The organism is Kitasatospora sp. NPDC048407 (assembly GCF_043200475.1).
GTDB lineage: Bacteria > Actinomycetota > Actinomycetes > Streptomycetales > Streptomycetaceae > Kitasatospora.
In genome coordinates this window covers 71366-84557 of record NZ_JBICXW010000027.1, presented here as the reverse complement: position 1 = coordinate 84557, position 13192 = coordinate 71366, and the positions used below count along the sequence as shown (strand labels likewise).

Genomic DNA, 13192 nt, shown 5'->3' with positions numbered 1-13192 from the left:
GTGGGTGGTGGGGGGGCGGCGGCGGGGGGGGGGGGGGGGGGGGTGCGTGGGGGTGGTGGGGGGGGGGGTGGTGTGGGTGGGGGGGGGGGGGGCGGCGGGGGGGGGGGGGGGGGGGGGGGGCCCCCCCCCCCCCCCCCCCCCCCCCGACTGTTGCGCCACATGCCTACGGCTGCGGCTGCTGCTGCGCGGCAGGGTTCTTCTTCACCGGGATCCATACCTGGTAGAAGCCGCTGCCGTACGTGTTGTGGTACGGGATGCTGACCAGCAGGCGGTACTTGCCCTCGGCGCGCAGCTGCTTGACGAGCTTCTCGTCGAGCGCGCCGGTGACCGTTTTGTCGAACACCACGACGTCGAAGTAGCCGTCGGTGAGAGCGGCCTTGAAGCCCGCCTCGCCGGTGACGACCTTCTTGTCCTTGGTCTGGTAACTGATGGTGTACGTCGACGTCCACTGGCCGAACTCGACCTTGTCCTGCAGGTAGTAGCGGGGTACCGAGTTCGCCTCGACCAGGTAGTGGCCGTTGGGCACCAGCTGCCGGTCCAGGGTGGCGATCAGCTGGGTGGAGTTCGGCCAGGCGTGGTACAGGCTGTTGGACTGCACCATGCCGAGGACCAGCAGGACGACCCAGGCGAGGATGCCCAGCTGCGGGTGCCGGAAGTGCGAGCCGACCACGCGGGTGATGCCCAGGGCGGCCATCGGGGCGGCGAAGAACAGGCCGTAGCCGATGTGCTTGTGCAGCGAGACGCTCTCGTGGATCCAGATCTGGTAGGCCGGTGCGAGCACCGCGGTGCTGGTCAGCAGCAGGCCCATCAGGATCCGCCACAGCCGGCGCGGCACCCGGACGGCGTGCATGGTCGGGGCCTCGCTCATGCGGCCCTTGAGGGCGTACAGCACGGTGCCCAGCAGCGCCAGGGCGAACAGCAGGCCGCCCCACTCGGCGCAGTCGCGGAGCATGTCCAGCCGGACGCCGTGGCCGGTGGCGCGGCCGGTAGTGGTGGACTGCAGGCCCTTGAGGATGTCCGAGCCGGTGAGGCGCAGCGCGGTGTAGGCGCCGCCGACCGCGACGGCCGGGATCAGGAACGCCCGCAGCAGCGACCGCCAGGCGTGGTACGGCACGGCGGCCAGGCAGGCCAGCGCCACCACGATCGGGGCGTACATCAGCGCGGCGTACTTGACGGCGACGGCCAGCACCAGCACCGGCGGGATGGTCAGGGCACTCAGCCACCAGCCGTTCCGGGCGGTGCGCACCGCGAGCCAGGCGCCCACTGCGATCAGGAACAGCGCGGCGGCGTCGTAGGTGGCCAGCGCACCCATGAACAGGGTGGACTGGGTGACCGCGAAGCAGCCCGCTGCGACCAGCGCGACCCGCTCGTTGAACAGCCGGCGGGTCATCATGTACAGCAGCGCGGTGGTGCCCAGCATGAACCCCAGCGACAGGCCGCGGGCTCCGGCCAGGCCGAACCAGGTGTCGAATGCGGCGGCCAGCGGCGGGTACAGCAGCGGCGAGCCGGAGAAGTACGCGGCGAACGAGTCCGGCAGCGGGGCGCCGCCGTTCAGGTGGTGCAGCTGGAGGTGGCCGGCGTACAGGTACAGCGCCTCGTCCTCGAAGGCGCTGTTGCTCAGACGGAGCGTCAGCAGGGCCTGGGCGAGCAGGATGCCGAGCAGGACCAGGCGGCTGACCCAGGTGCGGCGGCTGCTCGGCAGCGGGTCCCAGCCGACGTCGGGGACGTCGGGCAGGGTGTAGCCGGGTTCGGGCGCCTTCGGCTCCGGAGCCGCCTCCGGTTCCTGCTGCTGCTCCTGCTGCTGCTCCTGCGGCTCGGCCGGGTGGCTCCCGCCGAACCAGCCGAAGTTCTGCTCCGCGGGGTAGCGATCCTGCTGGTCGGCCGGGGCCTGCGAGGTGATTGCGTCGTCGCGCTGCTGCGTCATCAGGGTTTTCTCGGATCGAAGCCGTACTGCGGGTCGGCGGCGTGCTGCTTGAAGGCGGCCAGGGAACTGGGCGTCTTCTCCAGCCGCCAGTCGGCGCGCTTGCTGATGTTGAACCAGATGAAGCCGAGGACGTCCGGGTGCTTCTCCACACCGCTGAACAGCTCGTCGACGAAGGAGGAGGCCTTCTTGCCGGGTTCGGCGGCGGTCTCGCTGATGATGAACGGTTTGCTGCTGAAGCCGCGGATCTGATCCATGGTCGGCCCGTAGACCTGATCGAAGTTCTTGTCGCAGCACTCGGTCCAGTAGCCGATCATGCCGACCCAGTCGATGTAGCCGTCGCCGGGGTAGTACGGCTGCAGGGCGACGCTCTTCACCGGGTTGATGATGTTCGGGCTCCACACCCAGATGACGTTGGACGCGCCGCGGTCCTGGAAGATGTCGTGGATCCGGCGCCACGCCCCGACGAAGTCCTCGGCGCTGTTGGTCTTGGTGCCCCAGTCGTACCAGTGGGCGTTCATCTCGTGGGCGAAGCTGATCGCCACCGGGACGTTGGTCTTCTGCACCGCGGTGGCGAACGTCTTGATGTAGGCGTCCGAGTTGCCCTTGGCGATGTCGGCCAGCGGGGTCTTGTAGGGCTCCCAGGCGATGTACGGCAGGGCGCCGTTCTGCCAGCTGAGCCGGACGCCGGTGGAGTCGAACTGGTCGCCCCAACTGGCGTAGTTCTCGATGAGGTTGGGCTGCTTGCCGACCATCTCGGTGTACTTCTGCACCGGGTCCATGGAGGCCGGGGCGCCGTCCAGGGCGACGCCGAAGTACTTCTTCGCGGGCTGCAGCAGCGGGGTCGTGTCGGCCGGGGCCTGGCTGGGGTCGGCGGAGGCGACCTGGGTGTCGCCGGGGCCGAACGCGTCGTGGCCGGCGGACGGGCCGGAGCGGGTGCAGCCGGGCAGCAGGGCGAGCAGGCCTGCCAGCAGCAGGCAGGTGGCGGTTCTGGCTCGGTAGGTCGGATTCACGCGGCCTTCTCGCTTCGGGGCTGGAGGAGGGTGCGGCCGACGACCAGGGCGTAGAACAGCCCGGAGGCAAGCACCAGGGCGTAGTCCGGCGGGTATCCGGTGACGATGCGCCACACGGCGGTGCCCACCCAGGCGAGCGCGGTGCCGCCGCCCCAGACGGACAGGCCCAGCCACAGCCGGCGGGTGCGGTTCTTCTTGGCGGTGCTGGAGCCGGTCGGCTGCCAGGACATCCGCTTGCGGCGCAGGATGTCCCAGATGGCGAAGAAGTGTGCCCAGCCGTACATCATCCGGCAGGACCAGGCTTCCAGGCGGTACGGGACGCGGTGCCAGAGCGGGAAGATCACCGTGGTGTACACCAGGCTGGGCAGCACCAGCCAGAGCCGCTCGACCAGGAACATCTCCGGGTGCCAGATCAGCAGCACGAGCGGGATCACCGGCGCCAGGAAGATGAAGATCGCGGTGTGGATGTAGTAGAAGAACCCGGACATGTAGCAGAGCCGGCTGCTCCAACGGAGCTTGGTGTCCCAGAACTTGCGGCTTCCGAGCAGGCTCATCGAACCGGAGCACCAGCGGTACTGCTGGTTGTAGAAGGCGCCCGCGGTGTCCGGGCAGACGCCGGTGGCCAGCGCCAGCGGCACGTACTTCAGGCCCCAGCCGAGGCGGCGGAGGTCGAAGCCGGTGTGCACGTCCTCGGAGTGCTCGATCAGCGTGGTGCCGCCGTTCTCGTCCAGCGCGGCACGCCGGTAGATGGCGCAGCTGCCGACGCAGATCGCGCCGTCCCGGGCCTGCCGGGAGACCTGCACGGAGCGGTAGAACAGCTCCTGGACGGCGCCGGCGCCGCGCTCCACCCAGCTCTGCGAGTCCAGCACCCGGAAGTACTGCGGGGACTGCACGATGCCGAGCTTCGGGTCGGCGTCCATGTGCGGGAGGAGTTCGGCCAGCAGGTCGGCGCGCGGTGTGAAGTCGGCGTCCAGGATGAGGATGAACTCACCGTCGGAGTTGCCGAAGCCGAAGTGCAGGTTGCCGGCCTTCTTGAACCAGCCGCGGTTCGGCCGGGTGCCGTAGCGGAAGCCGAAGTCGAGGGCCATGGCTTCGAGTTCGGGGCTGTCCGAGTCGTCGAGCACGTACGGCATGCACAGGCCGGGGTAGTTGTCGGCCATCTCCCGGACGTGCTTCCAGGTGTTGTGCAGGATCTCGATCGGCTCGCCGCACACCGGGAGGAAGACGTCGACGGTCGGGTACTCCTCCGGCCGCCAGGAGCGCACCAGTTGGCGGTGGCCCTTGAGGTCGAAGTCGCCGTTGAGGCCGGTGACCCGGAGCGAGATCAGGTAGTAGACCACGGTGAACAGCAGGAACGGCGAGTAGATCCACAGCCACGGCGCGCTCGTCACCAGGGTGACCTGACTGGCAACCAGGCAGCCGAAGCTGATCAGTGAACTGAGCGTCAGGACCCACAGGTGGCGCTTGGCGTACGCGAACTTCTCGCTGTCGCTCGGGGGTTTGGGCAGCAGCCCGAGCTGCGGCGGCGCCGCCGCGGGCTTCCGCCGGCGCTGGGCGGGGACGGGGCCGCGACGCTGAGTGCGACGTGTCGACTCGGTATTGCTGGACAAGAGGGCCCCCGTGGCCGTGCTTTGGACTTGACTCGGCCTGCCCGTACGGCGGTTGGCGCGAACCGGCGGCCGGTCGAGCTTATCCGAATGACTTTGCCGTCCCGGGGCTGCGTAATGACGTTTCCATCACGGTGGCGGCGATGCGCGGGGGAAAGCGGGACATTTCGGTTGGGTGTGGAGGCGGCATCACCGAAAGCCCGCAGATGCCCTAGCATTCACGCACATGAGCGATGGGATGGGTGTACCGCAGAGTCCGAACACTCCGGGTGGCCAGCCGCAACAGCCGTTCGGCGCACCCCAGCAGATGCCTGGTCAGCCGCCGGTCCAAGGCGCGCCGCCGTTCCCGCAGCAGCCTCAGCCGTGGCAGCAGCAGACACAGTACCCCTATCCGGGGCCGCCGCCTGCCCAGCAGCAGTTCGAGCCGGACTGGCAGCAACTGGCCGACCAGCGCGAGGCGCAGGTGCGCCGCAAGCGCCTGATGACGGGTCTGGGCATCGGCATCGGCGTGGTGGTGCTCGGTGCGGGCGCGGCCGCCATCGCGGTGCTCAGCCAGGACGACAAGCCCAGTAACGACCCGGTGGCCTCCCAGTCGGGTTCCGCCCCGGTGTCGCCCACCAACTCCGCCAAGCCGTCGGGGAGCGGTTCCCCGACCACCAAGCAGCTCCCGCCGGCGATCACCGCCGAGGCCCTGTTCGCCGACCAGTCGCTCAACATCGGCGGGCACAACTACGTCCGCAAGTCCACCACCACCGACAATCCGTGCTGGAAGGCAACCGGCGCGGGCCTCGGCGACGTCCTCACCAACGCGGGCTGCGTCCAGCTGATGCGCGGCACCTACTTCACCGGCAACACGGCGGTGACGGTGGGCGTCGCGGTGTTCAAGAGCGAGGCCGACGCGGCCAAGGTCGGCGCCGGCATGAAGGGCCAGATCCAGCCGCTGTTCGGCAAGGACAACGTGGGCGAGTTCTGCCGCGACGTGGCCTGCTCGCTGACCAACCGGGTCGAGGGCCGCTACGTGGTGTTCACGGTGGCCGGCCCGATCAGCGGCGGTGCGGGCGCCCAGGACCCGGTGGCGCAGAGTTCGAGCAAGGAACTCGACAGCTACTTCGACCAGTTGCTGACCAAGGGGTCCTGACGAGCGATCGGGACTGAGGGGGGATGGACGGATGAACCGCCGGTCCTGGTGCCGCGGCGCCGCGGCGCTGGTCCTGATGATGGCCGGCGTGTCCTGTTCGGGCACGGTGTCCGACGGCACCGGTCCGGCCGGTGCGATGTTCGGCGCGCCGCCGGACAGCGAATCGTCGTCCCCCTCCGCCCCCGTGGATGCCGCCCCGCCGACCAAGGCCGACCTGCTGGCGGCCTCCGGCGTGTTCTTCGGGGCGAGCACCTACCGGACGCCGTCGGCGGCCGAGACCGACGCGGTCGCCGCGGCGGCCGGGAAGCGGCCCACGATGCTGCAGTACTTCCTGGACTGGCGCAAGGAGTTCGATCCGGCGACGGTCCAGGAGATATACCGGCAGGGTGCGGTGCCGATGCTCACCTGGGAGCCCGGCGACGCCCCGTTCGAGGCCGGCCAGCCGTGGTACGCGAGCCGCCGGATCGCCGACGGCGCGTTCGACGCCTACATCACCCGTTTCGCCCGCGGGGTGCGGGACCAGCGCTGGCCGGTGGTGCTGCGGTTCGCGCACGAGATGAACGGCGACTGGTACCCGTGGTCGGTGAACGCCAACGGCAACAAGCCGGGCGACTACGCGGCGGCCTGGCGGCACGTGCACGACATCTTCGCCGCCGAGAAGGTCGACAACGTCATATGGCTGTGGAGCCCGAACGTGCTGCGCGGCGCCTCCGGCGACCTGAACAAGCTCTACCCGGGCGACGCGTACGTCGACTGGCTCGGCATGGACGCCTACGGCCTGGGCGAGAACACCGCCTCCGAGATCCTCGACCCGACCTACATCCGGCTGCGGGAGATCGCCGACAAGCCGGTGTTCATCTCGGAGACCGGGGCGATGCCGGACCCGAACAAGGCCGGCTGGATCACCGACATGTTCGAGTGGATCGCCGAGCACCCGAAGGTGCCCGGCTTCGTCTGGTTCGAGCACAGCGTCGAGGAGGGCGGCCGGTACGACTACCGCTTCGCCGCCGACCAGGCCACCCGCAAGGCGTTCGCGGACGGCCTGGCGACCCTGCCGCTGCGCTCCTGGCCGGTGGCGCAGCGGCCGTCCTGACACCCCGTCCGGGGCGCGGCGTCAGAGCTTGCGCAGCAGCGCCCGGCGGACCTTGTGGTCCGCGCCCTTCTGCAGGATCAGGGTGGCCCGGCCGCGGGTGGGCAGGACGTTCTCGAGCAGGTTCGGCCGGTTGATGGTCCGCCAGACCTGCCGGCCGTAGTCCATCGCCTCCTCCTCGGGCACCTCGGTGAAGCGCCGGAAATAGGAGTTGGGGTCCTGGAAGGCGGTCTCGCGCAGCTTGCGGAACCGGTCCAGGTACCAGGCCTCGATGTCGTCGGTGCGGGCGTCGACGTAGATCGAGAAGTCGAAGTAGTCGGCGACCGCCATCCTGGTCCGCCCGTCGGTGCCGGGCAGGGCCGGCTGAAGCACGTTCAGGCCCTCGACGATCAGGATGTCGGGGCGCTCCACCACCAGCTGCTCGTCCGGCACGATGTCGTACACCAGATGCGAGTAGACGGGGGCGGTGACCCGCTCCTTGCCGGCCTTCACGTCCGCGACGAAGCGCATCAGCGCCCGCCGGTCGTAGGACTCCGGGAAGCCCTTGCGGGCCATCAGGCCGCGCCGGCGCAGTTCCGCGTTGGGTAGCAGGAAGCCGTCGGTGGTGACCAGCTCGACCCGCGGGTGCTCGGGCCAGCGGGCGAGCAGCGCCTTCAGCAGGCGGGCCGTGGTGGACTTGCCGACCGCCACCGACCCGGCCACGCCGATGATGAACGGGGTGCGCACCCGCTCGGTGTCGGGGGTGTCCAGGAACGTGCCCAGCGCGCCGCGCAGCTCGTGCGTGGCGTGGATGTACAGGTTCAGCAGGCGCGACAGCGGCAGGTAGACGTCGCGGACCTCGTCCAGGTCCAGCGCGGTACCGAGGCCGCGGAGGCGCTCGACCTCGTCGGCGGTGAGCGGCAGCGGCGTGCGTTCGCGCAGCGCGCTCCACTCGGCGCGGTCCAGATCCACGTACGGGGAGGGGGTGGGTGCGGCGGGCGCGCCCCTCGTACAGAGTTCGGTCAGCACAGGGTCCATTGTGAGCCGTGTCCGGGCCGCCGGGTGTTGTGGTGTCGGTCACCCGGTGTGGTCATCCGACCAGCCGGGGCTCGAACACCGGCACCTATGCTGGCGCATATGTGCGGAATTGTTGGATATACGGGCCCCCAGCAGGCCCTCGACGTAGTGATCGCAGGTCTGCGGCGGCTGGAGTACCGGGGCTACGACTCGGCCGGCGTCGCGGTGCAGACCGAAGGAGCCGACGGGCAGCGGCTCCTGGCGACCGACAAGCGGGCCGGAAAGCTCGTCAACCTGGAGAAGTCGCTGGCCGAAACCCCTCTGCCGGCCGGCACCACGGGCATCGGACACACCCGGTGGGCCACCCACGGCGCGCCGAATGACGCCAACGCCCACCCCCACCTGGACGACCACCGCAAGGTCGCCGTCGTCCACAACGGCATCATCGAGAACTTCGCCCTGCTGCGCGCCGAACTCGCCGACCGCGGCCACACGCTGCGCTCGGAGACCGACACCGAGGTGGTCGCCCACCTGCTGTCCGAGGCCTACGACGGCGACCTCGCCGAGGCCATGCGCACCGTGTGCCGGCAGCTGGACGGCGCGTTCACCCTGGTCGCGGTGCACGCCGACGCCCCCGACGTGGTGGTCGGCGCCCGCCGCAACTCGCCGCTGGTGGTCGGCGTCGGTGACGGCGAGAACTTCCTCGCCTCGGACGTCGCCGCGTTCATCGCGCACACCCGCGAGGCCATCGAGCTCGGCCAGGACCAGGTCGTCGAACTGCGCCGCGAGGGCGTGACGGTGACCAACTTCGACGGCACGCCCGCCGAGGTCCGCGAGTACCACGTCGACTGGGACGCCTCGGCCGCCGAGAAGGGCGGCTACGACTACTTCATGCTCAAGGAGATCGCCGAGCAGCCCAAGGCCGTCGCCGACACCCTGCTCGGCCGGATCGGCACCGACGGCCGGCTCACCCTCGACGAGCTGCGCATCCCCGACCAGGTGCTGCGCGAGGTCGACAAGGTGGTGATCGTCGCCTGCGGCACCGCGTTCCACGCCGGCATGATCGCCAAGTACGCGATCGAGCACTGGACCCGCATCCCGTGCGAGGTCGAGGTGGCCAGCGAGTTCCGCTACCGCGACCCGATCATGGACGACCGCACCCTGGTCATCGCCATCTCGCAGTCCGGCGAGACCATGGACACCCTGATGGCGCTGCGGCACGCCCGCGAGCAGGGCGCCAAGGTCCTGGCGATCTGCAACACCAACGGCTCGACCATCCCGCGCGAGTCCGACGCGGTGCTGTACACCCACGCCGGCCCCGAGGTCGCGGTCGCCTCCACCAAGGCGTTCCTGACCCAGCTGGTCGCCTGCTACCTGGTCGCCCTCTACCTGGGCCAGGTGCGCGGCACCAAGTGGGGCGACGAGATCACCTCGGTGATCCGCGAACTCGGCGACGCCCCCCGGCAGGTCGAGCAGGTGCTCGGCACCATGGAGCCGGTCCGCGCGCTGGCCCGCTCGCTGGCCGACGCCCCCGCGGTGCTCTTCCTCGGCCGGCACGTCGGCCACCCGGTGGCCCTCGAAGGCGCGCTCAAGCTCAAGGAACTCGCCTACATGCACGCCGAGGGCTTCGCCGCCGGCGAGCTCAAGCACGGCCCGATCGCCCTGATCGAGCAGGACCTGCCGGTCGTCGTCGTGGTGCCCTCGCCGCGCGGCCGCTCCGTCCTGCACGACAAGATCGTCTCCAACATCCAGGAGATCCGGGCCCGCGGCGCCAAGACCATCGTGATCGCCGAGGAGGGCGACGAGGCCGTCGTCCCCTACGCCGACCACCTGATCCGCATCCCGGCCACCCCGACCCTGCTCCAGCCCCTGGTGTCCACCGTCCCGCTCCAGGTCTTCGCCTGCGAGCTGGCCACCGCCAAGGGCCACGAGGTCGACCAGCCGCGCAACCTCGCCAAGTCCGTCACGGTCGAGTAGCCCGCGTATCGTCCATGCCTGCGCGGCACCGCGCGGGCATGGACGGAGGAACAGGCGTGATCATCGGCGTCGGCATCGACGTGGCGGACATCGGACGGTTCGGGGAATCCCTGGAACGCACCCCCGGACTCGCCGAACGGCTCTTCACCGCAGGCGAGTTGACCCTCCCGTCCGGACAACGCCGGGGCACCGCCTCACTGGCCGCCCGGTTCGCGGCGAAAGAGGCACTCGCCAAGGCCCTCGGCGCACCCCCCGGCCTGCGCTGGGAGGACGCCGAAGTCCGCGTCGAGGAATCCGGCCGGCCCGTCCTGCACGTCACCGGCACCGTCGAAGCCCGGGCCGCCGCCCTCGGCGTGACGGGCTGGCACGTCTCGCTCAGCCACGACGCGGGCGTCGCCTCGGCCGTGGTGATCGCCGAAGGCTGAGCCGGGGGCGCGTGGGGGTACCTCCCAGCCCCCAAGGGCTGGGGGAGAACCGCGCGAAGCGGAAGTCACACGTCCGTGAGATCGCGCAGCCGACAATGACTTGCACGTGCTCGCGCCCTCCGAAGGAGACTCCGTTGCGCCACGCTCATCGTGTAGACCAAGTCCGCAGCGCCGAGGCCGCGCTGATGGCCACCCTCCCCGAAGGCACCCTGATGCAGCGCGCCGCAGCCGGTCTCGCTGCGACCTGCGCCCGACTGCTGCCCCGGGTCTACGGCAGCCGCGTCCTCGTCCTGGCCGGCTCCGGCGACAACGGCGGTGACGCGCTGTACGCCGCCGCCCGCCTCGCCCGCCGGGGCGCTCGCGTCGAAGCCCTGCTGCTCGACCCCGCCAAGGCGCACGCCGCCGGCCTCGCGGAGCTTCTCGCCGCCGGCGGCCGGGTCACCGACGACGCCGGCGCGTTCGGGCGCGCCGACCTGGTGCTGGACGGCATCGTCGGCATCGGCGGTCGCGGCCCGCTGCGTCCGGCCGCGGCGCCCTTCGCGACCATGGGCCGCCGCGGCCCCGTGGTCGCCGTGGACGTGCCCTCCGGCGTCGACCCCGACACCGGCGAGGTGGCAGGCCCCGCGCTGCGCGCCGACGTCACCGTCTGCTTCGGCACCTACAAGCCCGGCCTGCTGATCGACCCCGGCGCCGGCTACGCGGGCGTGGTCCACCTGGTGAAGATCGGCCTCGACCTGCCGCCCGCCCCCGTCGAGGCGCTCCAGCACGCCGACGTGGCCGCGCTGCTGCCCGTCCCCGGCGCGGAGAGCGACAAGTACCGGCGCGGCGTGGTCGGCGTCTGTGCCGGTTCCGCCCGCTACCCGGGCGCGGCGCTGCTCGCCGTCGCGGGGGCGTTGCGGGGCGGCGCGGGCGCGGTGCGCTACACCGGGCACGCCGCCGAGGAAGTGGTCCGCCGCCACCCCGAGACGCTGGTCAGCGAGACCGGTCCGGCCGGTGCCGGGCGGGTCCAGGCCTGGGTGGTCGGCCCCGGGGGCGGCGACGGCGCGGAGCACGCTCTGCGGGAGGCCCTCGACACCGACGTCCCGGTGCTCGCCGACGCCGACGCGCTCACCGAACTCGCCCGGCTCGGCCCCGGCCTGCTCGCCGACCGGTCCGCCCCCACCTTGCTCACCCCGCACGCCGGCGAGGCCGCCCGGCTGCTGGCCGGCGTCGGCGAGCACGCCGACGCCGACACGGTCGCCGCCCGCCGACTGGTGGTTGCCCGTTCGCTCGCCGCCCGCTACGGCGCGACGGTGCTGCTCAAGGGCTCCACCACCGTCGTCGCCGACCCCGACGGCACCGCCCGGGTGAACACCACCGGCACCGGCTGGCTCGGCACCGCCGGCAGCGGCGACGTCCTGTCCGGCCTGGCCGGTTCCCTGCTCGCCACCGGCCTGACCCCGCTCGACGCCGCCTCCGCCGCCGCGTACCTGCACGGCCTGGCCGGGCGGCGCGCCGCGGGAACAGGCGCCCCGATCACGGCGCTCGACCTCGCCGAGGCGCTGCACCCCGTCTGGCAGTCGCTGACCGGCTGACGCCCTGTCCGGGGCCGGGAGGCGTACCGCCGCCGTCCCGGCCCCGGCCCGGTCGACGACCGGTTGACACCCCGTTCGGAACCGGAACCCGCTCCACCGCGTGGAGACACCGGAAGGGAAAGGGCGTACAGGTGGACGGGCGACTGCACCCCGGTCGGCCGCGCCCCTGATGGGGGGACCGGCGGGGGTCTGGGAGACTGATACGCGATGACGACTGCGAACACCACCGGGACACCCGCACTGACCGAGGGGGTCCGTGCCGAGGCGACCATCGACCTGGCCGCCCTGCGCGACAACCTGGCCGCCCTGCGCGCCCGCACCAACGGCCCCGAGCTGATGGCCGTGGTCAAGGCCGACGCCTACGGCCACGGAGCGCTTCAGTGCGCCCGCGAGGCGATCGCCGCCGGCGCCGGCTGGCTCGGCACCGCCACCCCGCAGGAGGCGCTCGCACTGCGCGCCGCCGGGATCCGCCCCGAGCAGGCCCGCATCCTGTGCTGGCTGTGGACGCCCGGCGGCCCCTGGGAGCAGGCGCTGCGCGAGTCCGTCGACATCTCGATCAGCGGCCAGTGGGCGCTGGACGAACTCCTCGCCGCCGTTCGAGCCACCGGCATCCCGGCCCGGATCCACCTCAAGGCCGACACCGGCCTCGGCCGCAACGGCTGCCAGCCGCACGACTGGGCCGACCTGGTCGACAACGCCGCCAAGGCACAGGCCGACGGCCTGCTGCGGGTGGTCGGCGTGTGGTCGCACTTCGCCGCCGCCGACGAGCCCGGCCACCCCTCCATCCAGGCCCAGCTGGACTCCTTCGCACAGGCGCTGTCGTCCGCCGAGCGGGCCGGCCTCGACCCCGAGGTGCGGCACCTGGCGAACTCCCCGGCCACCCTGCTGCTCCCGCAGTCGCACTACGACCTGGTCCGGCCCGGCCTCGCCATGTACGGCCTGTCGCCGGTGCCCGAGGTCGGCACGCCCGCCGATTACGGCCTGCGGCCCGTCATGTCGCTGACGGCCCGGCTCGCGCTGGTCAAGCGCGTCCCCGGCGGCCACGGCGTCTCCTACGGCCACCACTACGTCACGCCCGGGGCCACCAACCTCGGCCTGATCCCGCTCGGCTACGCGGACGGCATCCCCCGGCACGCGAGCAACACCGGGCCGGTGCAGATCGGCTCCGGCCGCTACCGGGTGGCCGGCCGGGTCGCGATGGACCAGTTCGTGGTGGACCTCGGTGGGGACACGCCCGAGGTCGGCGAAGAAGCCCTGCTGTTCGGCGCCGGCGACCGGGGCGAGCCCACGGCCGAGGACTGGGCGAAGGCTTGCGGGACGATCGCGTACGAGATCATCACCCGGATCGGGGGGCGGGTGCCCCGGCGGTACGTGGGTGGGGTGCGGTAGTGGCTGTCTTCGGTAGGGCGCGCTCACGTGCAACTGGCTGTCAGTGGCGCGATCTTTCCCAC

Annotated in this window: 10 protein-coding genes; 6 read left to right on the top strand and 4 right to left on the bottom strand. The window is 71.6% G+C overall.

The annotated features are described in order from the left end of the window. Nucleotides 1–163 precede the first annotated feature (163 nt). The 3 genes from ACGFWJ_RS32525 to ACGFWJ_RS32515 are packed head-to-tail and all read right to left on the bottom strand — an operon-like array spanning nt 164 to nt 4391. Nucleotides 164–1924, bottom strand: coding sequence for an ArnT family glycosyltransferase (locus ACGFWJ_RS32525; RefSeq protein ID WP_392955845.1), 1761 nt, complete (start codon nt 1922–1924; stop codon nt 164–166). Beyond that, on the bottom strand, nt 1924–2934 hold the full coding sequence (locus ACGFWJ_RS32520) for a glycoside hydrolase family 26 protein (protein WP_392955843.1): 1011 nt from the start codon (nt 2932–2934) through the stop codon (nt 1924–1926). Before ACGFWJ_RS32520 ends, ACGFWJ_RS32525 begins: the two co-directional genes overlap by 1 nt. Next, complete coding sequence (locus tag ACGFWJ_RS32515; RefSeq protein ID WP_392955849.1) at nt 2931–4391, bottom strand: glycosyltransferase family 2 protein; 1461 nt, start codon at nt 4389–4391, stop codon at nt 2931–2933. The genes ACGFWJ_RS32520 and ACGFWJ_RS32515 overlap by 4 nt, the downstream gene beginning before the upstream one ends. 376 nt (nt 4392–4767) lie before the next feature. On the opposite strand from ACGFWJ_RS32515, the gene ACGFWJ_RS32510 reads away from it, so the two are divergent. Together ACGFWJ_RS32510 and ACGFWJ_RS32505 are read left to right on the top strand one after the other, a co-directional pair. Then, on the top strand, nt 4768–5679 hold the full coding sequence (locus ACGFWJ_RS32510; protein ID WP_392955841.1) for a hypothetical protein: 912 nt from the start codon (nt 4768–4770) through the stop codon (nt 5677–5679). 31 nt (nt 5680–5710) lie between these two features. Continuing rightward, complete coding sequence (locus tag ACGFWJ_RS32505) at nt 5711–6772, top strand: glycoside hydrolase family 26 protein (protein WP_392955839.1); 1062 nt, start codon at nt 5711–5713, stop codon at nt 6770–6772. Between the two features lie 21 nt (nt 6773–6793). Here ACGFWJ_RS32505 and coaA read toward each other — a convergent pair whose 3' ends face one another. Beyond that, the gene (coaA, locus tag ACGFWJ_RS32500) at nt 6794–7786 is read right to left on the bottom strand and encodes a type I pantothenate kinase (RefSeq protein WP_387644509.1); all 993 of its coding nucleotides are present in this window, start codon (nt 7784–7786) and stop codon (nt 6794–6796) included. A 99-nt stretch (nt 7787–7885) separates the two neighbouring features. Between coaA and glmS the strand changes: the two genes are divergently transcribed. The 4 genes from glmS (at nt 7886) to alr (ending at nt 13130) form a co-directional block, all read left to right on the top strand. Beyond that, entirely contained in the window at nt 7886–9742 is a 1857-nt protein-coding gene (gene glmS, locus ACGFWJ_RS32495; protein WP_387866000.1) for a glutamine--fructose-6-phosphate transaminase (isomerizing), read from the top strand. Nucleotides 9743–9780: 38 nt separating this feature from the next. Next, nucleotides 9781–10167, top strand: coding sequence for a holo-ACP synthase (locus ACGFWJ_RS32490; RefSeq protein WP_387644515.1), 387 nt, complete (start codon nt 9781–9783; stop codon nt 10165–10167). 134 nt (nt 10168–10301) lie between these two features. Beyond that, nucleotides 10302–11741, top strand: coding sequence for an NAD(P)H-hydrate dehydratase (locus ACGFWJ_RS32485; RefSeq protein WP_392955834.1), 1440 nt, complete (start codon nt 10302–10304; stop codon nt 11739–11741). Nucleotides 11742–11948: 207 nt separating this feature from the next. Further along, a complete protein-coding gene (alr, locus tag ACGFWJ_RS32480) occupies nt 11949–13130 on the top strand; it encodes an alanine racemase (RefSeq protein WP_392955833.1) in 1182 nt (393 codons plus the stop codon). Nucleotides 13131–13192: the final 62 nt, after the last annotated feature.

What these genes read in the sequence shown, in the direction of transcription:
- alr (WP_392955833.1), top strand. Translation starts at nt 11,949, where the DNA reads ATGACGACTGCGAACACCACCGGGACACCCGCACTGACCGAGGGGGTC.
- ACGFWJ_RS32505 (WP_392955839.1), top strand. Translation starts at nt 5,711, where the DNA reads ATGAACCGCCGGTCCTGGTGCCGCGGCGCCGCGGCGCTGGTCCTGATG.
- coaA (WP_387644509.1), bottom strand. Translation starts at nt 7,786, where the DNA reads ATGGACCCTGTGCTGACCGAACTCTGTACGAGGGGCGCGCCCGCCGCA.
- ACGFWJ_RS32525 (WP_392955845.1), bottom strand. Translation starts at nt 1,924, where the DNA reads ATGACGCAGCAGCGCGACGACGCAATCACCTCGCAGGCCCCGGCCGAC.
- ACGFWJ_RS32490 (WP_387644515.1), top strand. Translation starts at nt 9,781, where the DNA reads ATGGACGGAGGAACAGGCGTGATCATCGGCGTCGGCATCGACGTGGCG.
- glmS (WP_387866000.1), top strand. Translation starts at nt 7,886, where the DNA reads ATGTGCGGAATTGTTGGATATACGGGCCCCCAGCAGGCCCTCGACGTA.
- ACGFWJ_RS32510 (WP_392955841.1), top strand. Translation starts at nt 4,768, where the DNA reads ATGAGCGATGGGATGGGTGTACCGCAGAGTCCGAACACTCCGGGTGGC.